At 33.4% G+C, this 22,034-nt stretch carries 39 protein-coding genes; all 39 read right to left on the minus strand.

Annotated elements, in window-relative coordinates; genetic code table 11:
• Nucleotides 1–13 precede the first annotated feature (13 nt).
• Nucleotides 14–490, minus strand: a complete 477-nt coding sequence (locus tag MKY93_RS11780) for a hypothetical protein (protein ID WP_340759185.1) — start codon at nucleotides 488–490, stop codon at nucleotides 14–16.
• A gap of 33 nt (nucleotides 491–523) precedes the next feature.
• Nucleotides 524–772, minus strand: a complete 249-nt coding sequence (locus tag MKY93_RS11785; protein ID WP_340759187.1) for a hypothetical protein — start codon at nucleotides 770–772, stop codon at nucleotides 524–526.
• A 36-nt stretch (nucleotides 773–808) separates the two neighbouring features.
• The gene (locus MKY93_RS11790; RefSeq protein WP_340759188.1) at nucleotides 809–1,012 is read right to left on the minus strand and encodes a hypothetical protein; all 204 of its coding nucleotides are present in this window, start codon (nucleotides 1,010–1,012) and stop codon (nucleotides 809–811) included.
• Between the two features lie 280 nt (nucleotides 1,013–1,292).
• Nucleotides 1,293–1,580: a hypothetical protein gene (locus MKY93_RS11795; RefSeq protein ID WP_340759189.1), complete on the minus strand. Its 288-nt coding sequence runs from the start codon at nucleotides 1,578–1,580 to the stop codon at nucleotides 1,293–1,295.
• A 73-nt stretch (nucleotides 1,581–1,653) separates the two neighbouring features.
• Nucleotides 1,654–1,824, minus strand: coding sequence for a hypothetical protein (locus tag MKY93_RS11800; RefSeq protein ID WP_340759190.1), 171 nt, complete (start codon nucleotides 1,822–1,824; stop codon nucleotides 1,654–1,656).
• A 28-nt stretch (nucleotides 1,825–1,852) separates the two neighbouring features.
• Nucleotides 1,853–2,011: a hypothetical protein gene (locus MKY93_RS11805; RefSeq protein WP_340759191.1), complete on the minus strand. Its 159-nt coding sequence runs from the start codon at nucleotides 2,009–2,011 to the stop codon at nucleotides 1,853–1,855.
• A gap of 52 nt (nucleotides 2,012–2,063) precedes the next feature.
• Complete coding sequence (locus tag MKY93_RS11810; protein ID WP_340759192.1) at nucleotides 2,064–2,234, minus strand: hypothetical protein; 171 nt, start codon at nucleotides 2,232–2,234, stop codon at nucleotides 2,064–2,066.
• Between the two features lie 31 nt (nucleotides 2,235–2,265).
• A complete protein-coding gene (locus tag MKY93_RS11815; RefSeq protein ID WP_340759193.1) occupies nucleotides 2,266–2,604 on the minus strand; it encodes a hypothetical protein in 339 nt (112 codons plus the stop codon).
• A 143-nt stretch (nucleotides 2,605–2,747) separates the two neighbouring features.
• Complete coding sequence (locus tag MKY93_RS11820; RefSeq protein WP_340759194.1) at nucleotides 2,748–2,912, minus strand: hypothetical protein; 165 nt, start codon at nucleotides 2,910–2,912, stop codon at nucleotides 2,748–2,750.
• 47 nt (nucleotides 2,913–2,959) lie between these two features.
• Nucleotides 2,960–3,331 (minus strand): ClpP family protease, encoded by a 372-nt coding sequence (locus MKY93_RS11825; protein WP_340759195.1) that lies wholly within the window; start codon nucleotides 3,329–3,331, stop codon nucleotides 2,960–2,962.
• On the minus strand, nucleotides 3,318–3,539 hold the full coding sequence (locus MKY93_RS11830) for a hypothetical protein (protein WP_340759196.1): 222 nt from the start codon (nucleotides 3,537–3,539) through the stop codon (nucleotides 3,318–3,320). The genes MKY93_RS11825 and MKY93_RS11830 overlap by 14 nt, the downstream gene beginning before the upstream one ends.
• A 17-nt stretch (nucleotides 3,540–3,556) precedes the next feature.
• A complete protein-coding gene (locus MKY93_RS11835) occupies nucleotides 3,557–3,796 on the minus strand; it encodes a hypothetical protein (RefSeq protein WP_340759197.1) in 240 nt (79 codons plus the stop codon).
• Between the two features lie 161 nt (nucleotides 3,797–3,957).
• Nucleotides 3,958–7,140 carry a DNA polymerase III subunit alpha gene (gene dnaE, locus MKY93_RS11840; RefSeq protein WP_340759198.1) on the minus strand — a complete coding sequence of 1,061 codons (3,183 nt, stop codon included), beginning with the start codon at nucleotides 7,138–7,140 and terminating at the stop codon, nucleotides 3,958–3,960.
• A 16-nt stretch (nucleotides 7,141–7,156) separates the two neighbouring features.
• Nucleotides 7,157–8,146, minus strand: coding sequence for a RecB family exonuclease (locus tag MKY93_RS11845; RefSeq protein WP_340759199.1), 990 nt, complete (start codon nucleotides 8,144–8,146; stop codon nucleotides 7,157–7,159).
• An 80-nt stretch (nucleotides 8,147–8,226) separates the two neighbouring features.
• A complete protein-coding gene (locus tag MKY93_RS11850) occupies nucleotides 8,227–9,246 on the minus strand; it encodes a hypothetical protein (protein ID WP_340759200.1) in 1,020 nt (339 codons plus the stop codon).
• A gap of 4 nt (nucleotides 9,247–9,250) precedes the next feature.
• Complete coding sequence (locus MKY93_RS11855; protein WP_340759201.1) at nucleotides 9,251–10,723, minus strand: DnaB-like helicase C-terminal domain-containing protein; 1,473 nt, start codon at nucleotides 10,721–10,723, stop codon at nucleotides 9,251–9,253.
• 15 nt (nucleotides 10,724–10,738) lie between these two features.
• On the minus strand, nucleotides 10,739–11,311 hold the full coding sequence (locus tag MKY93_RS11860; RefSeq protein WP_340759202.1) for a hypothetical protein: 573 nt from the start codon (nucleotides 11,309–11,311) through the stop codon (nucleotides 10,739–10,741).
• A gap of 75 nt (nucleotides 11,312–11,386) precedes the next feature.
• A complete protein-coding gene (locus MKY93_RS11865) occupies nucleotides 11,387–12,502 on the minus strand; it encodes an AAA family ATPase (protein ID WP_340759203.1) in 1,116 nt (371 codons plus the stop codon).
• 58 nt (nucleotides 12,503–12,560) lie between these two features.
• Nucleotides 12,561–13,808, minus strand: coding sequence for a hypothetical protein (locus tag MKY93_RS11870; protein ID WP_340759204.1), 1,248 nt, complete (start codon nucleotides 13,806–13,808; stop codon nucleotides 12,561–12,563).
• Between the two features lie 127 nt (nucleotides 13,809–13,935).
• Nucleotides 13,936–14,439, minus strand: coding sequence for a crossover junction endodeoxyribonuclease RuvC (locus MKY93_RS11875; RefSeq protein ID WP_340759205.1), 504 nt, complete (start codon nucleotides 14,437–14,439; stop codon nucleotides 13,936–13,938).
• A complete protein-coding gene (locus MKY93_RS11880) occupies nucleotides 14,436–15,047 on the minus strand; it encodes a hypothetical protein (RefSeq protein WP_340759206.1) in 612 nt (203 codons plus the stop codon). The genes MKY93_RS11875 and MKY93_RS11880 overlap by 4 nt, the downstream gene beginning before the upstream one ends.
• 295 nt (nucleotides 15,048–15,342) lie before the next feature.
• Nucleotides 15,343–15,603: a hypothetical protein gene (locus MKY93_RS11885; protein WP_340759207.1), complete on the minus strand. Its 261-nt coding sequence runs from the start codon at nucleotides 15,601–15,603 to the stop codon at nucleotides 15,343–15,345.
• 57 nt (nucleotides 15,604–15,660) lie between these two features.
• Nucleotides 15,661–15,834 (minus strand): hypothetical protein, encoded by a 174-nt coding sequence (locus MKY93_RS11890; RefSeq protein WP_340759208.1) that lies wholly within the window; start codon nucleotides 15,832–15,834, stop codon nucleotides 15,661–15,663.
• Nucleotides 15,831–16,034, minus strand: coding sequence for a hypothetical protein (locus MKY93_RS11895; protein ID WP_340759209.1), 204 nt, complete (start codon nucleotides 16,032–16,034; stop codon nucleotides 15,831–15,833). The genes MKY93_RS11890 and MKY93_RS11895 overlap by 4 nt, the downstream gene beginning before the upstream one ends.
• A gap of 579 nt (nucleotides 16,035–16,613) precedes the next feature.
• A complete protein-coding gene (locus MKY93_RS11900; protein WP_340759210.1) occupies nucleotides 16,614–16,736 on the minus strand; it encodes a hypothetical protein in 123 nt (40 codons plus the stop codon).
• A gap of 33 nt (nucleotides 16,737–16,769) precedes the next feature.
• A complete protein-coding gene (locus MKY93_RS11905; protein WP_340759211.1) occupies nucleotides 16,770–16,979 on the minus strand; it encodes a hypothetical protein in 210 nt (69 codons plus the stop codon).
• A 36-nt stretch (nucleotides 16,980–17,015) separates the two neighbouring features.
• Nucleotides 17,016–17,264 carry a hypothetical protein gene (locus tag MKY93_RS11910; protein WP_340759212.1) on the minus strand — a complete coding sequence of 83 codons (249 nt, stop codon included), beginning with the start codon at nucleotides 17,262–17,264 and terminating at the stop codon, nucleotides 17,016–17,018.
• On the minus strand, nucleotides 17,257–17,574 hold the full coding sequence (locus MKY93_RS11915) for a hypothetical protein (protein ID WP_340759213.1): 318 nt from the start codon (nucleotides 17,572–17,574) through the stop codon (nucleotides 17,257–17,259). The genes MKY93_RS11910 and MKY93_RS11915 overlap by 8 nt, the downstream gene beginning before the upstream one ends.
• A 48-nt stretch (nucleotides 17,575–17,622) precedes the next feature.
• Nucleotides 17,623–17,838 (minus strand): hypothetical protein, encoded by a 216-nt coding sequence (locus tag MKY93_RS11920; protein ID WP_340759214.1) that lies wholly within the window; start codon nucleotides 17,836–17,838, stop codon nucleotides 17,623–17,625.
• Between the two features lie 48 nt (nucleotides 17,839–17,886).
• Nucleotides 17,887–18,528, minus strand: a complete 642-nt coding sequence (locus MKY93_RS11925; protein ID WP_340759215.1) for a hypothetical protein — start codon at nucleotides 18,526–18,528, stop codon at nucleotides 17,887–17,889.
• An 18-nt stretch (nucleotides 18,529–18,546) separates the two neighbouring features.
• On the minus strand, nucleotides 18,547–19,278 hold the full coding sequence (locus MKY93_RS11930; protein WP_340759216.1) for a tRNA(His) guanylyltransferase Thg1 family protein: 732 nt from the start codon (nucleotides 19,276–19,278) through the stop codon (nucleotides 18,547–18,549).
• A 30-nt stretch (nucleotides 19,279–19,308) separates the two neighbouring features.
• A complete protein-coding gene (locus tag MKY93_RS11935) occupies nucleotides 19,309–19,449 on the minus strand; it encodes a hypothetical protein (RefSeq protein ID WP_340759218.1) in 141 nt (46 codons plus the stop codon).
• A gap of 75 nt (nucleotides 19,450–19,524) precedes the next feature.
• Nucleotides 19,525–19,698, minus strand: coding sequence for a hypothetical protein (locus tag MKY93_RS11940; RefSeq protein ID WP_340759219.1), 174 nt, complete (start codon nucleotides 19,696–19,698; stop codon nucleotides 19,525–19,527).
• A 193-nt stretch (nucleotides 19,699–19,891) separates the two neighbouring features.
• On the minus strand, nucleotides 19,892–20,278 hold the full coding sequence (locus tag MKY93_RS11945) for a hypothetical protein (RefSeq protein WP_340759220.1): 387 nt from the start codon (nucleotides 20,276–20,278) through the stop codon (nucleotides 19,892–19,894).
• Between the two features lie 20 nt (nucleotides 20,279–20,298).
• Complete coding sequence (locus MKY93_RS11950) at nucleotides 20,299–20,496, minus strand: hypothetical protein (RefSeq protein ID WP_340759221.1); 198 nt, start codon at nucleotides 20,494–20,496, stop codon at nucleotides 20,299–20,301.
• 28 nt (nucleotides 20,497–20,524) lie between these two features.
• Nucleotides 20,525–20,944, minus strand: coding sequence for a YopX family protein (locus MKY93_RS11955; protein WP_340759223.1), 420 nt, complete (start codon nucleotides 20,942–20,944; stop codon nucleotides 20,525–20,527).
• Nucleotides 20,945–20,958: 14 nt separating this feature from the next.
• Nucleotides 20,959–21,411, minus strand: a complete 453-nt coding sequence (locus MKY93_RS11960) for a DUF7448 domain-containing protein (RefSeq protein WP_340759224.1) — start codon at nucleotides 21,409–21,411, stop codon at nucleotides 20,959–20,961.
• Between the two features lie 40 nt (nucleotides 21,412–21,451).
• Nucleotides 21,452–21,712 carry a hypothetical protein gene (locus MKY93_RS11965; protein WP_340759225.1) on the minus strand — a complete coding sequence of 87 codons (261 nt, stop codon included), beginning with the start codon at nucleotides 21,710–21,712 and terminating at the stop codon, nucleotides 21,452–21,454.
• A 48-nt stretch (nucleotides 21,713–21,760) separates the two neighbouring features.
• Nucleotides 21,761–22,033, minus strand: a complete 273-nt coding sequence (locus MKY93_RS11970) for a hypothetical protein (protein ID WP_340759226.1) — start codon at nucleotides 22,031–22,033, stop codon at nucleotides 21,761–21,763.
• Nucleotide 22,034: the final 1 nt, after the last annotated feature.

Below are 22,034 nucleotides of genomic sequence, written 5' to 3' on the forward strand. Positions count from 1 at the left end.
CTTAGATTCAATATTATCCTTCAAATTTTTGAAAGAATTCTGCCTTGGTTAGACCATTGATATCTGCTAAGCTATGTGCAAAATAAGCAAGGTTTACTTCTTTACTTAAGCTCATATATTCATTAAACCATTCACTAAATGTCGAATATGACGGAATTTCTTCTCCCTCTTCTTCAAGCTCAGAAAGGTACTCTTCACTGTGATAATAATGAAATTCATTTTTAAACCCAATCATCTTATTTTCGTTAACATTAAACTCAAATGTGCCATCTTTAGAATGATTGCATCCACCATTTCTCCACCAACCATATCCATCTTTCCAATCATAGTCTTCAGTCAACTGGAGTTTCTCATATTCAATTTCAGCTAATTCCCAAACTTGATACTTGCTACCAAATTCATTTTCTTTAGATTCATACACTTTACTAGCTTTGATAGATAATTCTTTGAAAGCTACATCTAAGTTCTGTCCGATAATTTGTATTAACAATACTACTTCCTCCTTTAATTCGAAAATTAGATTTTATAATAACTCGTTCTTAATCAAGTCAACGTTGCCATCCATATCGCCATACCAAGAGTGTTCTGCTTTGAACTTTCCGACTTTATTAAAATTACCTATCGAATACTCTACTGTATCTATATCATCCTCACACTCTTCAAGCAACACTGAGCATTGCTCAATTGAATAAGGCAGGAGATAGTAGTTGTGGTTATAGGATGATTTATTAATCAAATGGTATTTTTCATTTACATTGAATTGTATTTTCATATTTTCCAGTTCTCCCTATACGTTAAAAGGCTTATTTTAATCGTAAACTGGCTCAATCGTAATTTTATACTTGTTTTCAAACAGCTTCCCATCGCTATCAATCTCAGTGAAATTAACATGTACGATATTATCATTTTCTGTTTCATAGTCTACCATTAAAAAATCTTCCCATTTTTCAGACGCTTCAAAGTCATTTAAGTCGCTTACTATAATATCTCTTAATTCGTAAGTTTTTAGCAATGTTGCACATCCTCATAAAAGTTATTTATCTTTTAACAATTCGAAACAAGATTCACATACGTCTTCAGTGCCGAACCCGTGAGCCATAAGATGATATTTCTTTGATTTGAATATATGAATCACTCTACTACACTGCCAGCACTCTCTAAATCCTAAGCAGATAAATACTAGTAGGATTGGAATTGAAACCAACAAAAGAACAGGCTTTGCAATCCATTCTTTTATGAAGTTCATCATTTGCACGACCTCTCCCCACATAAAAGCTACATTTTATAGCGCTTTAAATATTCCTCTGTGCTAAGTCGGTCAATAGGAAGCTATTCACTAAATTTAAGGCAACGTACACCTCTTCTGAACTATATAAGCCTACGTTAATAGATTTAACAGTGACCGAACCTGTATAGTCCTTCTCCTCTGTTCTTGGATCGAACCAAAGAAGAGGATTCGAAAACTCTCTTTTACCTACAGATATCATATCTTTATTTACGTCCCAGCACAGAACTAATCTAAACTTGCTTAAGGCTTTGCCAAGATCGTCAAACGTCATGTTTTTATAGTATTCTTTCAATATAATCTCTCCTCATCTTTTTGCTACTTCCCAATCAAAACTTAATTATATTGGTTTATGGTCGAACAGTTTATCAATCTTCTTCATAAGTCCAAGTATTTACCCTTATTGTCTTTTCAATTTTGAAATTATACATCTTACCGCAGCTATCGCATTTGTCCTCAGATACTAAACAGTCATCAAGTATAATAAAGTCTGTGATATCGTTTTCGTAGTCACAATAGGGGCAAACTAAATCATTCATTTCTCTCACTCCCTTTAATAGTTGAAATTTATTCGAAATGCTCCTTGAAATACTGCTCTCTCTTCTTCGATTGGAGCATCTGTAAACATTCTTTACAATACTCTTGCTCACTTTTTGTTGATGAATAACACTCTACTGCATATTCTTTTTCACATATTTTGCACGTACAGGCGTACCACATACTCATTTTTGAATACCTCCTTATCATCGGATAAAAAACTTCTTTGATTGGATTGTAACTATTTAACAAGAACAACCTTGTTAACATTCTGCATATTTATTGTTATTTCATTATGAGGTGTTTTAAATGTTTGTTGACCTCTTTTGAACATGTCAGAAACATATACAAAATCATCTGTCTCCATAAACTCTACATCACCATTGATGAAATGAAATTCATATTTATTCATTTTCTCAGCTCCCAATAATAGACTTGTTTTATTAAATAAAAAACACTAATGACATTGTTATAATTGAAGCAATACTGTCTTTCAATAGTACGTCAGAACTCAATCTCTTTTTGTAAATCAGCATTAAAACTATTAGAATTGCCGACACAAACCAATAAGGTGTGAAAAGCAGAATTACAATATAAAGTAGATATGCCACCTCAACTATGAAAAGTATCATGTGACTAGACTTAAACGCTTTTCTAGCTTCTTCTTTAGATGTAACCTCTACATCTTTAGGCATTGATTTAAACAAGCGAATATAACTTTCTGGCATCAGTAGTTTCGTAATCTCGTAGATAATAAATAGCATAGTTACTGTTTGAAGCATTCAATCAACCCCTAATAATATTTTTATATTATTTTCTTTTATTCTTCTTTTTCTTCTTGTTTGATATAATTGTGTGCCAAAATGAAACTACAGCACTAATAAAGTCTGTTAACATTTCACTATCCTCCAATCAAATATCGCTTTTACTCTACTCTTTCCATACAGATACTCTCAAACTCTTCGTCAAAAATATCATCATCGAACTTTTCTACTAACAGAGTTGTCATATAGTTTAAGCAGTCCAAATTATCCTCACTTTCGAACAAAGTTTTATCATTTCGGTTGTCATATACTCGATATTTAGTCATTTTTTCTCCCATAAATTACTCCTTTTACAACTTTAATTAATCATTTGTTATTTAACTTTCCTTTTAGATTCAATTAACTCATCAATCAATCCTAACTCTAGAGCTTCTTCTCCTGTAAAATACCAGTCTTGTTTCTTTTCTCTGATTTCTTTCAGTTTCTTTTTAGTAATTTTAGTATTTTCTAAATATATTTCTTCAAGCATGTCTTGTAACTTTACTTTTTGTTCAACATTTTCCACTAAATCCTGAATCATACCGTACGCTCCACTTGCTAGAGAATGAATCATAAAAGTAGCTCGTTTGTGAGCAAAGCGCCTATGCGCTACGGCGGTAAGAATTGTCCCGAACGATGCAGATATTCCATATACATAAGCATGTACAGGCGTCTCACTTGTTTCTATAGTGTTAGCTAAAGCCATTCCTGTGTATATTTCCCCCACCATAAGTGTCCAATACTAACTTAATTGGCTTGCGTGTAAACTCAACTTTATTTTCACTGTCCTTATCATCAAGTCTGTTTATTTCATGAATACCTAAAACGACTTCCTCAACTGATTTAGCATTTATGTTTTCATTGAGAAGAAATGTTCTGTTCTTAACATCAATTTTATTTACAGATTCGCTCATTTAATTACCTCCTTGATTTAATTTAAAATTTCAAACAGATATTCAGTGTTTTTAGTCGTTACTCTAATATTTTTCTCAAAGATGCCGACTTGTTCAATTGTAGAGGTAGTCATAAATTTATCTTTTTCTCCAAACAATGAGAAGACACCACTTGATCCAACTGTTACAGAATGTAACCTTAGCTGTGTTCCGATCCTTGCATTATCTTCTATTGTGTTTCCATTATTACGTTTAATATTTTCCAGCCTAACTATCATATTACACAACTCCTAATTATTTAATTTTATTTATAGTTGTTTAAAACCAATATTTTACTGAGTATTATTCAGCTTAAACACGTCAATACTGCTTCTACCATCAAAGAATGGTGAGTGTGTTACTGTCTATCCTAAGTGGTAGACAGTTTCTTTTTATGTTTTTAAATATCTACAATCTGCCAAGAATTAAGCCACATCTGAATTACGTCAGTGGGCAACCACTTACCTTCAACCCTTTGCATTTTAGGCTTCCTATCTACTTTTGTAATTTTAATCATATCTCCCAATTTGAGTAATGGATTTTTATTTTCATCGTAGAAAATATTCTTCTGCATTCGAAGATCAAGTTCCATACCGTTATTAACTAAATATATTTTAATGTTAGGTGAAAACTTAGTGTCAATATTTGTAACTACAGCATAAGACTTGTCATATCTACTATCTGTTGATATCGAATATCCTAGATTTTCTTTTTCAAACATGACATCCTCACTGATGTGGTATTCTGCATTCTTATCTAAATCGGAAATAGCCTCTTTAACCTCTATGAGCCTCTTCTCTTTCGTTTTATCTACGTGAGTCTTCTTGTATCTACTAGAGAATATTTCATTGATATTCGATAAATACTTTGTACCACCAAACTCTTCAAAATAATTTAGACGTATAAGAATATTTAATTGCCTAGTGTTTACTTTCGTTTCATTGGTAATATCCACAAGTAAATCAATAAAGTTTTCATATGAATTATCTTGTGATAGCTGATATAATTGCTCAGATATTTCATCATTTAGATATTTAATAGAATTCATGCCCTTATATATTGCCTTATCCTTCTTATCATACATATATTTAGATCTAGATTTTCCAAATCTAATAGGAAGGATATCGATACCTTTACTCTTTGCATAATTAGCTATTTTAGCGCTCTCATCTACATCACCTTCTCTAATGCTGAGAATAGTAGTTAAGAATTCGTAAGGATAATGATGGCGCAAGTACGCTCCCGCATATCCAAGATAAGAGTAAGGTTGTGAGTGATTTAAAGAGAATCCATAATCTGAAGCATCTTCAATAACTTTAAGAAAACTTACAAGTATCTCTTCGTATCTCTCTGTGTTTTCACCGTATTCTTCATTCATATGCTTTATAAAGCCTTTTTTAATATCAGGTAAAAACTGCTCTGTTCCAGTCTTCTTGGCAAAGCCTCTTCGTACACTATCAGATTCAGATCCGCTGTAGTCGCAGAAGTCTGTCAGGAAATTCATTACATCTTCTTGAAATATCATGTATCCTAAATTCGGCTTTAGAAAATCATTTAATGCTTCATGCCCGTTATCTTGAGTTAAACCATTTGCCAACTTACTTCTATATGAATTACCGGCAGGTCTTATAGCTCCATTTGCCATGCTTAATAGATTGATATAATCTACGCTTCCCATACTTTCTTTCATTTTTCTTAGCGTAGCTTCACTAAAGAGGCTTTGTATATAGTCGTATGCACTCTCTGATTCAAACTGGAAGACTCCGAGAGTAGATTCTTGTAAAGTTCTCCATACGTCTAAGTCGTCAATATTTAGGTTGTCTGGAGTCAGCCTATCTATCCCTATTAGCTTACATGTGTCATTTACTAATTCTATATTATCTAACCCTAAAACATCTAGCTTAACATAATTCTCCCCATCTAGCTCCTTCATATTTACAGCTGCAACCTTATGCCTGCTATTCTTAGTGTATAATGTTGACACGTTAGTATCTAAGTCTATCGGAGAAATTATGAATCCTGATGGATGACTCCCCATAGACACTACAGTCCCCTCTAACAAGCCGACATAATCTAAAAGTTCACCATACTTTTCTCGATACCTCTCTAAACTATCATTATCTACGGATTTTGATATTTCACCAATAATATTTAGAGGTATGTTTAATGCGCGTCCAACATCTCGAATAGCGCCCTTTGTAGCTATAGTATTGAATGTTATGATCTCAGAAAAGTCTACTCCCTCAATAGTAGCAATGTAGTCAATTACTTCTTGTCTTCTGGACGGAGAAAAGTCAACATCTATATCGGGCATCGATACACGGTCAGCGTTCATAAACCTTGAGAAGTTGAGCTTGTGTTTTACACTGTCCATCTCTGTTATGCCAAGTAGATATGCAATCAAACTTCCACCTACCGATCCACGACCGTAACCTTGATAAATACCCTGCGAATGACACCACTCTATGATGTTTGTCTGTAGCAACATATAGTCAACTGCGTCTAACTTCTTATAAGTTTCAAACTCTTCATATATTCTATCTAAATATATTCTTTTATCTTCTTCAGGAAGATTGTTTAATCCACGTTTAACAAAGCCTTCATTAACTTTCTTTTTCATAACTTCTATTGGATTATCATATAACTTTGGGTACTTTGGTGAATTATCTAATTTAAATTCTTCTACCATATCAGCCATAACATTAGTATTGTCGATGGCTTCCAGATATTCATCTCTTTTTAAAACTCCTTGCGTTTCAAACATATCTGCTAACTCTTCGTAAGACTTCATTGTCAAATCAAACTTATCCTCATCACCATAACTAGCACCCTTAGCTTTGAGTAGAATCTCTCTACCTTTAGCGTGTTCGGCATTTAGAGCATGAGTATCAGTTCCAGCAATTAGTGGTATACCTGTCTCCTTAGATAGACTAAGCAACATCTCATTGAATTCAATCTGTTCGGGATGATTATGGTACTGCACCTCTAAGAACATTCTATGCTTATTGTTAACAAACCATTGCATCAACTCTTCATACTCTACATGTAGCTGCTGATTTTTAATTGTTTTGCTTCCTGCTGTAAAATCATATGCATTCTTATATAATCGTCTAATAGGTGATGCCAAACAAGCAGAAGTCATGATAATATTGTCCGATGTGTTCTTCAGGTCATCAAATGTAAGCCTAGGGTTATAGTAAAAATGACCATCTTTACGGTTGAACGAATCAGAAGTTAACTTATTTAATTCTTTTACGCCATCAAAATTCTTAGCTATAGTCATGAAATGATAATTATCTCTTTCAAGAATTAGCTTATCTTCACCGTTAATAATTTCACTGCCTATACTCTTAGTTAAGTATATTTCATTGGCATGTATATATTTTAATCCTCTTTTTTCTGTCTCGTGTTTCTTTTTAATCCAATTCATCACACTGCCATGCTCTGAGAACGCAATTGAAGACATACCTAACTCTTGCGCTTTATCTAAGTAATCTTCAAACTTAGTTATGCTATCTGCACTTGTCCCAGCGGTTAAGTTACTCAAATCCGAGTGGCAATGATATATAGTGTAATTATTCAACTAATACTTCACTCCTTTAAAATAACCCTCTACTCTTATTTTTAGAATTCCAATCTTTAATAAAATTGCAACTCATTCTGTGGCTACATAACGTATTGCAGTAGAATGTTCCATCTCTCTTAAAGTCGACAGGATTCCAGTCACTCTCATCATCTACATGTTTATTTTGAATAGCTGAAACAGTATCGATAATATAACCCTTCATCTCCTGCATTTGATCTTCGCTACTGTCATATTCCACAAAACAATCTTCCGTCCAATATTTTTCTTTTATCACTTCTGGAAGGTTATCATAATTATTATTATTCTCTGCTTCGGCTAGCAACAACTGAACTTCAATATCATCCATACCAGAATTTAGCATATCCTTCTCAAAAGCCTTACGCATATCTTTAATTAACTTACCTCTATTCACCATCTTTTTCTTTACTTTACCATTCTTTTGAACCCAGCAGACATAAATATATTTAAGCATAGCCCATTTAACAGACTCAACTTTAATGTCACTGTTTTGCTCAATTCCCAGTTTATAAACTAATAGTTGCCGCCCTGCTTCTTGTAGCTTCTTACCAGTAAATTTAGAAGAAGTTTTCCAATCAATGATATGATATTTACCATCTCTATCCTTCTGGATAGCATCAATATACCCTAATAGAATGATATCCTCGTTGATATTGGTAATAAACATCTTCTCTAAGGTGAATTCTCCATCTAATAAGGAAAAACTTTTCATGAAAGCATCTACATCTTTTGTAAAAGACTCCTTAATCGAATCGTTAGGAAAGTCAATCCCTAAGAAATCTAATTCCATTAATTTTACATGCAATCCATCAATTAATTCGCTCTTGCTAAAGTTCTGTTGTCGGTAAGCATCCTCAATAGTATCGTGTATCCAAGTTCCAACTTCAGAATAAACATTTCCAATACCTCTATTTTTCTTGATATAAGTATTATAATACTCATACTCACAGGTATTAAAGGTATTTATTCTTGAAATAGAATACAAAGCCTTGCCTTCTTCTCTTAGCTTTTTGGCTAATTCTTGTTCTTTTTCATTCCCTGTATTTTTATTAATAGATAACCCTCCTATACTTTCCTACTACACTCCATAACCAACTTCTTAAAATCCCTTTTAGTCAGATCACTAGGGCTCATCTTACTTCCGCTGGGTAGATATTTATTATTCTTATCATATATATAAAAAACTTCATTTCTGAAGAATGTATCCATCTTTAATTGCTCAGCTATCTCAATGCTTTTACTCTCTTCTAATCCTTCATCTAACATTATTATTATTTTTTTTGCAAATAAAGATTTGATATTATTGGCTTGAAACTGAGACAACGTATTTCCACCCAAGGCTAGTCCTAAATCAATGTTTTTAGAGGATAATTGCATGGGTGATTTTTCACTCTCCCCTAAAAATAACAGTCCTTCATTTTGAATTTGACTATAATTTTCACTGAATCCAAAGATAGTCTTGCTTTTAGGGAATGCTATGAGTGGCAACCACTTACTTTCCCACTCTTCTAATTCATGTTTATTTAATCTACCCATGATACCTACAATATCACCTGAAAGTGATCTCCAAGGTACTCCTATTCTGTCGCTCATCACATCATAAAATATCTTATACTTACTCTGAACATCATAAGAGATGCCGTCCTCTAAAAACATCTTGGATGGGGCTAATAGATATTCATCAAGTATGGTCTCACTGTAAGTTTCTAAATCTGCATAATTATTATCCGAAACGTTGAGAACTTCATTAAAGAATCCTCCAAATGGCAGCTTAACTTCTATTTCGCATTCTTCATATTTAATTATCTTTTTTATTAATTTCAATGTATCGGGAAAAGATAAGCCCTTCTTTTCTCGCACTAATGTGATTAAGTCCCCTTTTAATCCTTTCGCAAAATAATTAGAGGATAAAGTATCCTTTCGCACTTGTACAGAGGTAGGATTACTTCCGTCTTCCCAAGCACACCTATAGTCATTTCCTTGCCCGAAGCTCCCGTCAACATCAACAAATCCAACACTCTCTAGGATTAAGGGAATGAACTCTTCATTATTAATAATATGCTCCTTTAAAGCATGGACATTCATTCACTCACACCCTGTTCTGATGCATGGGGTTGCAGTAACCTATCTCTTTCCACTGATTCCATTGCCCGTCAAATTTACTAATAACACAAATATCATCTTCGTCATTTCTTGTTTTATCAAGAAACATTATGCGATATCTTTTATTTTCATCTAATGTTAAAAATTCTTTACTGCCGTTTATCTTACCAGTGATAGGGTCTTTCATATATCTCCAAGGCTTAACATCATATTTTTTCCCAGTAAACTCGTCATCCCATAACTTCCTCATGAGAATGAGCTCCGATACTACCTCTTTTACACCTTTAGCGTTGGATAGTGTGGAAGCTGTTAGATATCTTGTATTTTCCATATAAATAGCTAGCTGCATAGTGATGATAATACATACTTCTTCCTTCTCAGCTACTTGCAAAAGAGTCTTGGAAGCCTCGATAAGTTCCCCCGTAACCTTATCTGAAGCAGCATTCTCACTTTTAAATGTATCGTAAATGAAATATCCAAAGCCTCTCTTGCTCATCTTGCGGATAATTCTCCGTACATCATCGATACTGTAGTCATAGATCTTAACAAACTTCAGTCTACCTTTGTAATTCTCATTGATATATTGTTGAGCTTCTTTAATTTTAGCTAATTGCTCAGGTGTGTAGCTTCCTGTCTTCTGCTTCTTTCTTGTTAATCCGTAATATCCTAATTTTTGTGAAAGAACAGTAGCTAAGAATAAGTGTCTCCATGCGTCAATATTCATCTCGTTGGCAATAATCGTAATATTTTCACCTTCATCCAAAATAGGCATGACATAGGAACTTACTACATAACTACTTTTACCCGTCCCAGAGAATCCAGCAAAAATCTGGACGTTGGCTTTATGCAGACCCATTGTATGGTAATTCATAAGAGGAGCAGTAGATGAGTAGCTTAGTCCACGTTCTTCTCCTGAGTTACAACGATCAATAAACTCATCTGTAATCTCCAAATCTTCTATTTCTACGTTAGATCCCCTATTCAAGAATATATCGTCCAACTGATACTCGTAATAGTCATAAAGTTGAGATGATGTCATCTTCTTAAATCTTTCTAATTCATTGATAACGTTGAAGCCTTTATCATTTAAGTCTAATAACATATTGCTCTTAGTCAGCGTGTCATAATAAGACTCTACGTTCTCAGTACTGATAATCTTGCACATTTTATCTACTGTTTGATAGCCACCTAAACTATTAAATTTGTTTCTAGTTTCTTCATTATCCTTCAAGTGACCGTAAATTGATGCATGATCTAATGATTTGTAATTTAAGGAACTCATGTCTTTACCTAATGAATAGTAAAATCTTGAATCATTTAACATAAGCTCTGTGCTAGGATTGAAGTCATTATAGTCATCGAACAGCTCTGGATTTTTCCATAGACAAAAAATAAAAGAGGCTTCAAGAACTTCTCTATTTTCAACTAATCTTTTATCATAATCAGTAATTTCCTTCAATTATTATAACCTCCTTTAAAAACTTTCATCTAAAAATGAACTAATATCTTTAAGTTTACTCTTTTTAATTGGAGTATTACTGTTAACAGTTTCATTAAATAATCCTACATCTACTGATTTCTCTCTTTGTAGTTGAATTTCTCTCTGACTTTCTAATCTCTTATTATTTAAATAAACATCATTTATATTACCATTCACGATAGCCATTATATACGATGTTTTATTATATTCATTTTCAAACCTCTTATTATTAAGAGCCCAATTTATTGCTTCTTTACTATGCTTAAAAGCGCTCTTGATCGTTTCATAATCATAAAATTCTCTAAGCTTCTGAATTCTTCTAGTCAACGAAGTCGGGAAGACCATACCTTTTTCATAGTTATAAATATCTTCCATGATATACTGCATTAAGTCTTTGTATTTCCTTGTTTCTTCTTTTTTCTTTCTTTGATTTTCCATATCTAATTTATACTCATCTTCTGAACAGTAGTATAAAAATCTATTGCTATATGAATCCTTACGAACTCTATAAAATGTCTCATCTGTACCATAGTCACGACAATAAATGCATCTTACTTTCCTAGCCATTAATTCAATCATCCTTTACTTATATAAATAGGACAGAGAGTTTAATCTCTATCCTATTTATTTTTATATTATCTTTTAATCGAACTGTGAAAGCAGTTGTTTATATTGGTAAGTCGGTGTCTCTGTATGCTCTTTCAATGAAATTCCATTGTCTTTAGCATATTCAATTGCTTTTTGTTTCACATCTTTTGGAGAAGAATTCAATTTTTCGAGAATTTGTTTTACTAAACCTTCATTCTCTTCTTCGTTTATAGTATTTTCATTCGCTTCTTTTACTGCTTCTGTTACTTTCTCTTCGAGTTCTTTATCTTGTTCTACTTTTGTTTCTTCAATAGATTTTGCGCCAGACTGTTTATCGTGAGCTAGTTTAATTGCGTTATTAATTGCTTCAATAAATTCATCTGCATCTAAAGGAATTTGCTCTATAATATCAGCAAAACGAGACTTAGAATCAATGTTATAGTTGTTGTCACGGAAGGTAATCAGACGACGCTCATCTACAATCTTGCCTTTGGTTTCTACGTTCATCATCTTCTTAACGGTTGTCTTCTCAATGGATCGGTCAAATGACCCAACCCCTAAAATATGAAGCTTGGTCTTGATTGCGTTGAAATAGCGATTAGACATGTTATTAGTTAGGATATCATACTCTGTACCTGTCATTGGATCAGTTTGTGTACGAGTTTTTGTATGTCCCAGAATAAACATTTGAACACCTACATTCTTTAATGCCCATACCTTATCAAGAATAATTTCAATTGCCTTATCTTCTCCAGCCATAAACCCACCATATGCAGCTTTGATTGATTTGACTTTTTTATCCGGATTTTCTCGGTTGTTCAACTTGATTACTTGAGGCTCTGCAATACGAAATAACTCATCTAATGTATCGTAAATAATCACTTTCAAGTCCTTGTAGTCGGTGTCTTTATTCTCGATAATATCATCAGCAATCTCTTCGAACGTCTCCCAATCTGGGGCATCTTCATAGATAGCATTCGGGATGGCGTCAATTCCGTCCTCTTTACCGCAGTTAATGAGGAGATAACCGTCCTCTCCCACCAACTTCTCACAAACTTCTACTGCCATTGTAGTTTTACCGAAGCCACTAGGGGCAATTAGCCCAATATTGTACGCTAGTGGATCAACCTTAATTACGTTCTTCTTACCGAATTTTCTTTTTTTCGTCATATTATTTTATCATCCTTTTTATGTTATTTAATTTTACTTATGATCAATATTATCTAAATCAGAATGGTAAATCTGAACTGTCAATACCGAATGGATTAGTTTCGCTCTCTGTCGGCTTAGTATCTTTTACGTCAGGTGTTTTAGTTCCACGATCAACAGCAACATACTCTAACTCATCTTCCTCATAATCCGTCAGCACAGCTCCATCAGTGAAATTCAAATCAGCTCCTAAGTCTTTAATCATAGGGAACATCAATCGAATCTCATTCAATGAGTCTCCGAAAGTTACTCCTTTTGGCTTAAAGTCATCAACTGTAGCATATCCAATATCAACTAATGCTTGTTGATCCTCTGTCAAATCTCCCTCTTTAAACTCTTCAATTTCACTTCCACGTACAATTTTCACTGAGAATGGTAGTCGGTAAACACCTTTCCCTTTTACTGTCATATATTTTTCAATCAAGTTATAGTGTGTTTTATGAGCTTGATTGTTTTCTAAATCGTATTTAGACAGGTTTAATACAGTTTCTAATGGCAAGAATACTTTCTTTTTCTGGCTACCGTCATAAGAGTATACATGTGTGTTATATGTGATAACTTTATCCGACTTCAATAACGCTTTATCAGCTACATCTTTAGTAAAGTATAAGTCTAAGTCAGCCGTCAGTTTATTCTGTGTATCATCAGGAACTAACTCAAACAAGTTCGGTTTATAGTTAATATAAAATTTACCTTTCCAGTGAGAAACTTCCACATTTCCTTTAACACGGAATTTCTTACCTGCTAACTTATCATGAAACTTTTCGAAGAAATCAACTACATCAAAGCCATGTAAAAACTCGTAACGATGTGGAACCTCTTCTTGAATCTTGTTGTACAATTCCTGTAACTTATCACGGTCTTCTTGCTCAGGATTTTCATTCTGTTCTAACTTAAAAATCTCACCTCTCAAGTCATAGAATCTCTTTTTAACTTCTTCATCTGTAGTTAGATCAATAATTGTTTTACTAAAGTCTGCAACCGAATTTACGATGCTTTTATCTGTACGAGAATCCCAACTAACCTCTAACTTACCACCTCTTTCACCAAAGATACCTTTGCTAAAAGAGTAGACCTGATTAGCTCGACCATTAGTTTTATTATATCCACCTTCTACATTCAGGAATACTCCGTTAGACTTTGATTCATTTACTGCGATTGAGACTTCCTTTTTTGCCCAACCTGAATCAAATACCGTTTCCTTAATAGGTTCTTTTCCAAATTTTAATTCTCCGACAAATTCAAACGTGTCCTGTAGATTAGCCATCTAATAATCAGTCTCCCTTTTCTGTGTTTAATTTTCTTTATGTCAAGAGCAAAATTTACTCTCCACTTATTATTGTATAGAAGGCATCCAGTATATGCAACGCGATCTTTTTATTACTTAATTTTATTTACGGCTTCTTAATCTTTTTTAGTACTTCTTTTTCGTACTCAAGAAGTTCATCGGGATTGTACATGCCCCAAGCCATTTTCGCCATAATAAATGCATCGGTAATATCATTGCTACTACTTTCAAATCCCCATTTCTTATACACAGGCAACACCAGATCTTCCTTCTTTGCATTCCCTTTATTACTAGCAAACTTTTTCACTGTAGTAGGAGCTGCCTCTGTCCATTTGAAATGTTCTTCTTCAAGCATTATTCTAATTGTCCAGCCGATACCAAACATCTTTGACACCCCAGCTCCACGACTCCCAAAACTAAACCCTTCAATCAACACTCTATCTGTAGCAGGGATTAGATGTTTTCTAATCCTCTTTGAGAGCTTCATGAAACGTAATGGATCGTCTTCCTTGCCTGCTTTTAGGCTTACAGACTCGATTACTTGACCCCCTTCATCTAATATGACTAGTCCCGTAGATGCAAGACTCGGATCAATTCCAACATACCTCAATCTCTCAACTCCTCGTCCTGATACATTTTTCTAAAAACATCAAAGCTTTCTTCTGTAAAATTGTTGCCGAAAATTTGATGGAACTTTACATGCAACCATTTACGCAGAGGAATTCCTCTTACTTCTAAGTGAGAAAGTACAATCATTTCTTTCATCTCTTGTCTGATTTCATCGGATACTATGCCAATCCTGTCATTTTTACTTACATTGAACTTCTCTAAAATGCTGTCTCTAATAGGGTTATAAGGAATTACATGATGCACTTCAATATTCTCGTGTCTTTCATTTGTTAAAAAACATTTTCCATCGTTTTCTTCCAGATATTTATCTCTCCAATCTCTTATGCATCTTCTTAGGAATTCATCAAAAGTGACCGTTCCTCCCTTCCAAGAAGGGTTGCTAGAACCATTGAAATTTTTCCTTTTACAGAAAAAACAAGTATGAGAATTCGACTTAAGGTTATTAAAATTTGTTATTTGAATTTCATCAGAATGTTTATTACATCTGTATTTCAATGGACTAGTTGAATTAATGTAGATGTCATCAAGTAAGGTGTAGTCTTTTTCTTCAAATTTCTTCTTCACTAATTCAATGTCATGACGATGCATCTCAGAGAGTCGTTCATACCCACACTCCCTACACCTCTCTTGACCACCTTGTAAGTTAGATAAATAGGTTTGTCAGGGTGCTTTGGACAAATACATTTCATTTTTTCGCTTTGATTAATGTACTCGGTTTCGAGTAAAATATATCCGCCACTCTCAAATGTCCTTTTCACTTCTTTAAATGTTTTCTTTTTACCTATTGCCAATCATCCTTTTTCGGTTTGTGTGACGCCCTAAGATAACAAGAATTTCATTACTCTGTTTATCGATTTTTTTATTTATTATCTAACTTTACTTATTAATATATTTGATCCCAAAATGTATCAGCTAAATACTTTATATCCGTCTCTGCTTCCTCTAAGGTTTTCATTAAAGTAGCTTTATACATAGTATCACTAATTCTATTTAACAGTCTGTCTCCTACTTCGTACTTATTAAGATTCTCTTTAATCTTATCGAAGTGTTGTATCATTGTTTTAGGTAATTCTCCATGATTATTAATAAGCAATTTCTCAGTCTTAATCACATTCTTACGTTGTATATCTTCAGGACACAACATCATTTCCCACTCCTTTCGCTTGCAATTGCAAATAGCAATAACAAAATATTATCCAACTTATCCATCATCATAATCTCCCTTCTTCAGATACAACAGAAACAATAATTCTTTAATTGTCTTGTGAGCCCAAAACATATCTTCATAAGACACATATCCATTATGCAAATTATGAGCAATATGACCAAGAGCATCTCTAATTTCTGCATCTCTTTCTTCTGTTAATTTATTCACCTCATAAACACATCCCCTACTTTGAGTTTTTGTGCTTCTTCCAGTGCCTCAAACGTTATAACCGATGTATACACATCGTTTCCATTCTTCATTACAGCTGATACTGACCAATATTCAACTACTATATCTACTATTCTCTGCTCACATTGTTCTGGCTTGTCTAGTATAACAACAACTTCATGCGGCTTTAATATTTCCAATTCCACCACCTCACTTTTGTTATTTAACTTTACTTATGATTGCTTTTAAACAACACTACTATACTATCATAACACTTATTAAATAATGTTGCAAGTTATATGATCGTGTGATAAAATATAGGTTTTATCTGATTACAAACCTTATACCCATAGGCTTTGTAGCATGTTATTTTTGAATAAATGATAAATTGTTGAGATTTTCATTGCTTATCAAATATCCGTATAATCCACTATACAAACCCTTTCATATCAACGTTTGTATGCCTAATATTTCAACATTTACTAAAATAGCTAATTCAATAAAATTGATCTTTTATAGAGTTCTTTGTGATTCTATAAAGCATTTAATTTCTTGCAACTCTTTTAGATTTCTCTTTTTTAATAGAGATTTACATTCATCGTATAATGCAAATATTTGTTTTTCAATTTCTGAACTTACAAAGGTTGGACAATCTAATGTATTTGGAATAGCGCTGTCAAATTAATCTTCGCTTTCTGGACAGCACTGATCATAAGAATTCCATAAACAACTTTTAATATTACATTTCATCACATATGACTCCTTACTAAAATTATTTCTTATTTATCTTCTTCCAACATCTCTAGTAATTCCTCTACAAATAAACTACTAAAATCATCTGGATGCATATTATTCTTATTAGCCCACTCAATAATATTTTCGACAATCTGCTCACCGTTCATATTATCACCTCTCTCAATTTATATTATTACTTATTAATTCTGATTGTCATACCAATCGACAATCCACTTAGTCCAATAAACTGGATCATAATAATGAACATAATACGGATCTTCATTCAACTTATCTAGAAATGGAGAATCAATTAATATATTATAATAATTATCTCCCATTCTTTCAGAAAGCTCCTCACCTACTAATAATACCATAAGTACATCTAACTTGTCAAACGATAAGTTCTTCATATTATCACTCATTTCCATTATAAAAGACATTTTTTATTAAATTTCTATATTCATATTTCGCGCCTTAGTCATCCATTCGTTTGTCTGAAAATTCTCCAATAGACTGTGATCACTCTTTAATAAGTAAAAGAGCTCTTTCCAGTCCTCTATTTCTGTCTTTATTTTCTCATACTTCTCAGCTTTCCACAGTGCATCTGCTAATGCTTGAACAACGTCAGGTGAATGCCCATGAGACGCTGTAATACTTTTCATTAATAATTCACTTGGAGTTAGATTGTTATTCATCTTTCTCTACCGCTCTTCCTAAATCTTCTATGCCTTCTACTCTAGCACATTGAAGTGTATCTACGCTTATAAAAACATCTCCTTCTGTTGTATTCAAAGATAAAGTAGATCCCATATTAGTTCCTATATAATCTTTGATTCCTTGATTAATGGATCTGACGTTTTCAATTGATTCTTTAATTTCATGCGGTTCAATTTCTAGTATATATTTCTCTTTAATTCCATTTTTAAATGTAAAATGATAAGTTATATACAACATCTCATCTCTCCTTTTATTATAATTAATCTTATACTTGTGTAATTGTTCCATACCATCTCTAATTTATCCGATAAAAACATAGCTTTATTCTTTATACTTTCATAAATTTAGTAATTGAATTACCGCTATCTCACTAATTATAGCCAAAGGTATTCCTATCAAAACGCCAGCTATTCCAAATACAGACATATAAACGACAGACTTATCAATAGGTTTACTTTTAGATATTTTTTCTCCTATAAAGACACCTGCAATCATACACACTGATAGCACTGTCAATCCCAATAATATAAATAAGGAAGTCTGAACACTCATTTTGTAACTCCTTTTTACATATTTCAGAACAAAATCATTCTTTTATCTTTAGTCTCTAAACCATTTAATACTAGGAGAAAGCAGGTCTGCGACTAATCCATCTTTATATTCTTCGAAGTCTTCATCTTCCCATCCTTCTGGAGTTTTAAATCCTTCATCTTGTACAGGCACAATCCAAAGATTATTCATAGATGTTACATGATCAATAACTGCTGGCTCACCGTCATACCAGATTTTCATTCCTACAGCTTGCTCTTTCCAATCTCTCTCACTGATATTTAAAGGGCACTCTTCTAGAAGCTGTACAAGGAAGTATTGTGCCTTGGATAGCGCATAGGACATATCTCTTCCCATTACATCATAAAACTTCTCTCCATTTCTAGTTATCCAACATGTTGCTCCACGCTCAACTGAACTTTCACCCCATTTGTGCTTTGTGTAATTTGTTTCTTCAAAAAACACTCCCCAAGTTGGTGCTTGTCCACTAAATTGAATTAAATTTTCATAAGATGGAATTTCTCCTGCTGGACATGCCCAATAACAGTTCTCTCCTAATCTACCACCTAAAGTATGGTTGAAACCTTCAATCCTATACACGTCATAATCTTCATTGTAAATTTTCAAATCCCATTTCATCTTGTACGCATGTGAAATGTCTGATTCTTTTTCAATTAAATTGATATCCGCCATATATAAATCTTCTCCCATCTATTTATCCAAATACACATACTGGTTAATATAATCTCTATCCTGTGAAAAAATAGGAGTATTATGATCTACTTCCCACTTACTGCGTTTTGCACCGTTTTTCTCGTAATACTGTTTAGTTATACATACGCCACGTTTCTGCCATACAGGAAGGTCATTCCAATTAATTCCCTTCTCCAACATCAACTTGTCTTGCATTTGACCACCATTAAGTCCTTGTAATTGTTTATGTGGAAAGTTAGCCTGTGCAACCATTGAAATACTATTCTTGGTAGCGTCTTGCATTCTCCATAAAAATGCATTACACACTTCGTCGTGAGGCAATATCCATGCTCTCGCATCAAACATAGCGAAAGGTTTATTAGGGTACTTCTCACGGATCACTTCATTAAATTTAGCTGTAGTCATCGAAGCAGCAATTGAAGCCATCTTTTGTAGATTATTGTTAAACCAAGATTCAGTTGTCAGCTTATCATAATTTGTTAAAAGTAAGCTAATTTCATCTGATTGGTGATAAACAATCTTACATCCCATAATATTCTTTGCAAGGTATTTACACGCTTCCCAAAAAGCATTTGTTAAATCTTCATCAAATGGCTTGACCATTCCTTTTGTATATGTGTGAAATGCTTTGCCATCAATGCGAATCATTACTGGCATACGCTTAGGCAGTAAAAATCTATATGCATTTTCATAACCTTTCATACGATCCCCGAAATCATCTTTACTCATGTTTATCCTCCTTTAAAATGTCTGTTTTATCTATTTAATAATCTTCATCATTCGTGCATTATAATCAATACCATATCCCGTATCAATCTTGTGCTCTTGTAGCAGTTCATAACCATCTTTTTTCTTTTTATTAATTTCCAAATCCATCTCACTTTTAGAGTTACAATTCATTAAGTATACAAATTCGACTTCTCTTTTCTCGATACCAATATCCACTTATATATCTCACCTTTCTTTTTAAAACAGTTATTTTACAATGAATACTCTATCCAACATTGTACTTTTGACGTTACTGTACTTTTCATATAAACTAACCATCACTTCACTTATTTCTTCGTCATTCAACTCTTTGTCGAATCTTTGCATATAAAATTCCTTTTCTCCATTAAACTTCCTAATGATAAACTGGTAGTCAAACATGTCATCCCTCTTCTCTGATCATTTTCACTATTTTAAAATCCGCATCCATACCGAAAGATTCTGCACCATCGCAAATAACAGCAGTTAAAATATCTATAATTCCGTCATTTGACAGAGGTTCTTCCCAATTACCAGTTACTTCTATCTCGATTAATGCTTTAATAATTAATCATCTCCCTATCAAATGAATCTTTTATAGACTTAAACTTTCAAACGCTTTGTGCATCACTTTCTCATTTATCTTAGAATCTAATTCTTCAATTATCTCGTCCCGCTTTTCGCATCCTACTAAATCTAAGAGCAGTCCTTGAAAGAATGGGATTGATTTATCTAGTAGATAGCGGTATTCTTTATTATTTAAGATATTTTCTTTTGAGTACATAAACTCAAGTGACCTAATATGGAAAATTTGAACCTCGTATATTTTTAAGAGTTCTTCGATAGAAATTTCAGTTTTTTCGTTTCTTTTTCCTTTTATTTTAATATCCATAAACTCTGCATTAATACCGGTATCAATAAATATCTTTTTATCTTCAGATATTGTTATTTTCATGGCATTACTTTCTTTAATAAATGACACATATACCCCTTCCTTCCCTTTTATCTTTCCTTGTAGAAATCTATCAAAGCTTCCCGCGACTTTTCATTGCTTAAACGTAGTCTAACTTTCTTTAATAATTTCTCTGTGTCCTCAAGCCATGCCTTAAACGCTGGCTCATCTCGTTTATCTGACTCTTTCTGTCTAATAACATCGCCCTCTAATGCTGCTACAAGGATTTCCAATTCACGAATTGGCACACGAGTCACCTCCTATACAAGTCTTCTTTTATTTGCTTTCTATTAGCTCAGAATACTCCTTTAGTAAAGCTGGGTCTTCGTAAATATTCCCTAAAACCTCGTACCGTTGTGCGTAAGTACTTAAAGGAATTAAATTCTTCTCCTTAAAGGATTCGTAAATATATGTTGCACATTCCAATTTAAAAACTCCATTATGAACAACTACTACTCCTATGGCAATTCCAAGTGGGATAATTCTTTTTACGACATCTCCACTATAGATAAGTTTTTTGTTCCTGTCTTTAGCTCCCAAACTAATCATAGGCACTGCATTATCTCTTGCAAAGCTATTCATTCCTGTTCGTGGATCATAAATACGCTCAAATACTCTTCCTTCTGTCAGTGAAATCTCATCATGGTGAAGCATCTTTTTCCTGTCAGGTAGCCATGCACGTAAGATTAATTTCATTTGCTTTTCTCCTCTCAGGCTTCTACAAAAGGAAAATGGATATTGTTAATGACCAAACTCGTAACACTAAAGTAGTAGCCACCATTTCCTGCATCTGTTGTAGCACTGGCTTCGATTATTGGATTCTGGTTGTGAAATAAAGTAATCGTGTTTTTGCTAATTCTCGTATCTTCATCTGGAACATCTTCTTGTTCTCCAATCTGGAAATCAGTGATTACTGCTTCTAGAGGAGCATTATACTTATCAAATTCAAATTCTCCGCCACCATTTGCACAACAATCCTGCTCGCTACATTCAATTGTCAATACTGCACCGTTTTCCAATACTACTTTATCTTGTGTTACTTCTACCACTTTCTTATATAGAATCATTTCCTTCAGTTCTTCTATGTTTCCGTATCTCTCTGTTTCGTCGTAGTAGCCAATATAACCATCATACCGCCCTAGCAATGATCCATGCTCACTCATCAATTACACTCTCCTTCGATTATGTTTCCTAATAAAATTCTTATTTTAAATCATCACAATACGGAACACTTACTCCGTCCTTCTCTATAAACATTTGTGTAAGAGCTGCCTTATAAGAACCTGATGATGATAAGTAATAGCATCCAGTTTCCTTGTCTCTGATTTTTTCAACTTCTGAATTATGAACACTATCTCTTGACAATATTTCAAAACTACTAGGCATGTTTGCACCTACAGAGCTCGATGAACATCCTGCAAAGAAGGTTGCTAACACTAATAATCCTATGAGATATTTCTTCATCTACCTCTCTCCTTTCCTTGTAAATTCTTCCTTTTAACGGATTATTCCTTACTCATATAGCTCACTAAATGCAATAGTTCTTCCACTTGCATGTAATTCAGTGATCCGTTTATTCATTTCTTCTTCAAGAAAATTAAACAAGTCAAACTTATTGTATTGATAAATTGCTCTTTGGAGCTCTTTATTCAGTCTAGATAATTTCTTATTGTTCTGGTGAAGCCTTGTCGTCTTTTTAACATAACGGTTAGCAGTTTCTACCTCAGAGATGAGTCTTTCAATCCTTGTGATTGATGGATGGTTCCTTTTCATCTCATATTGCATT

The organism is Sporosarcina sp. FSL W7-1283, assembly GCF_038003105.1.
GTDB classification, from domain to species: Bacteria; Bacillota; Bacilli; order Bacillales_A; family Planococcaceae; genus Sporosarcina; species Sporosarcina newyorkensis.

Bases quoted from the DNA above. Each gene is read 5' to 3' on its own strand.
- MKY93_RS11785 (WP_340759187.1), bottom strand. From the start codon at position 772: ATGAAAATACAATTCAATGTAAATGAAAAATACCATTTGATTAATAAA.
- MKY93_RS11800 (WP_340759190.1), bottom strand. From the start codon at position 1,824: ATGAATGATTTAGTTTGCCCCTATTGTGACTACGAAAACGATATCACA.
- MKY93_RS11805 (WP_340759191.1), bottom strand. From the start codon at position 2,011: ATGAGTATGTGGTACGCCTGTACGTGCAAAATATGTGAAAAAGAATAT.
- MKY93_RS11810 (WP_340759192.1), bottom strand. From the start codon at position 2,234: ATGAATAAATATGAATTTCATTTCATCAATGGTGATGTAGAGTTTATG.
- MKY93_RS11815 (WP_340759193.1), bottom strand. From the start codon at position 2,604: ATGCTTCAAACAGTAACTATGCTATTTATTATCTACGAGATTACGAAA.
- MKY93_RS11820 (WP_340759194.1), bottom strand. From the start codon at position 2,912: ATGACTAAATATCGAGTATATGACAACCGAAATGATAAAACTTTGTTC.
- MKY93_RS11825 (WP_340759195.1), bottom strand. From the start codon at position 3,331: ATGGCTTTAGCTAACACTATAGAAACAAGTGAGACGCCTGTACATGCT.
- MKY93_RS11830 (WP_340759196.1), bottom strand. From the start codon at position 3,539: ATGAGCGAATCTGTAAATAAAATTGATGTTAAGAACAGAACATTTCTT.
- MKY93_RS11835 (WP_340759197.1), bottom strand. From the start codon at position 3,796: ATGATAGTTAGGCTGGAAAATATTAAACGTAATAATGGAAACACAATA.
- MKY93_RS11850 (WP_340759200.1), bottom strand. From the start codon at position 9,246: ATGAATGTCCATGCTTTAAAGGAGCATATTATTAATAATGAAGAGTTC.
- MKY93_RS11860 (WP_340759202.1), bottom strand. From the start codon at position 11,311: ATGGCTAGGAAAGTAAGATGCATTTATTGTCGTGACTATGGTACAGAT.
- MKY93_RS11865 (WP_340759203.1), bottom strand. From the start codon at position 12,502: ATGACGAAAAAAAGAAAATTCGGTAAGAAGAACGTAATTAAGGTTGAT.
- MKY93_RS11870 (WP_340759204.1), bottom strand. From the start codon at position 13,808: ATGGCTAATCTACAGGACACGTTTGAATTTGTCGGAGAATTAAAATTT.
- MKY93_RS11880 (WP_340759206.1), bottom strand. From the start codon at position 15,047: ATGCATCGTCATGACATTGAATTAGTGAAGAAGAAATTTGAAGAAAAA.
- MKY93_RS11885 (WP_340759207.1), bottom strand. From the start codon at position 15,603: ATGTTGTGTCCTGAAGATATACAACGTAAGAATGTGATTAAGACTGAG.
- MKY93_RS11900 (WP_340759210.1), bottom strand. From the start codon at position 16,736: ATGAACGGTGAGCAGATTGTCGAAAATATTATTGAGTGGGCTAATAAG.
- MKY93_RS11905 (WP_340759211.1), bottom strand. From the start codon at position 16,979: ATGAAGAACTTATCGTTTGACAAGTTAGATGTACTTATGGTATTATTA.
- MKY93_RS11910 (WP_340759212.1), bottom strand. From the start codon at position 17,264: ATGAATAACAATCTAACTCCAAGTGAATTATTAATGAAAAGTATTACA.
- MKY93_RS11915 (WP_340759213.1), bottom strand. From the start codon at position 17,574: ATGGAACAATTACACAAGTATAAGATTAATTATAATAAAAGGAGAGAT.
- MKY93_RS11920 (WP_340759214.1), bottom strand. From the start codon at position 17,838: ATGAGTGTTCAGACTTCCTTATTTATATTATTGGGATTGACAGTGCTA.
- MKY93_RS11925 (WP_340759215.1), bottom strand. From the start codon at position 18,528: ATGGCGGATATCAATTTAATTGAAAAAGAATCAGACATTTCACATGCG.
- MKY93_RS11930 (WP_340759216.1), bottom strand. From the start codon at position 19,278: ATGAGTAAAGATGATTTCGGGGATCGTATGAAAGGTTATGAAAATGCA.
- MKY93_RS11935 (WP_340759218.1), bottom strand. From the start codon at position 19,449: ATGAATTGTAACTCTAAAAGTGAGATGGATTTGGAAATTAATAAAAAG.
- MKY93_RS11940 (WP_340759219.1), bottom strand. From the start codon at position 19,698: ATGTTTGACTACCAGTTTATCATTAGGAAGTTTAATGGAGAAAAGGAA.
- MKY93_RS11955 (WP_340759223.1), bottom strand. From the start codon at position 20,944: ATGAAATTAATCTTACGTGCATGGCTACCTGACAGGAAAAAGATGCTT.
- MKY93_RS11960 (WP_340759224.1), bottom strand. From the start codon at position 21,411: ATGAGTGAGCATGGATCATTGCTAGGGCGGTATGATGGTTATATTGGC.
- MKY93_RS11965 (WP_340759225.1), bottom strand. From the start codon at position 21,712: ATGAAGAAATATCTCATAGGATTATTAGTGTTAGCAACCTTCTTTGCA.
- MKY93_RS11970 (WP_340759226.1), bottom strand. From the start codon at position 22,033: ATGCAATATGAGATGAAAAGGAACCATCCATCAATCACAAGGATTGAA.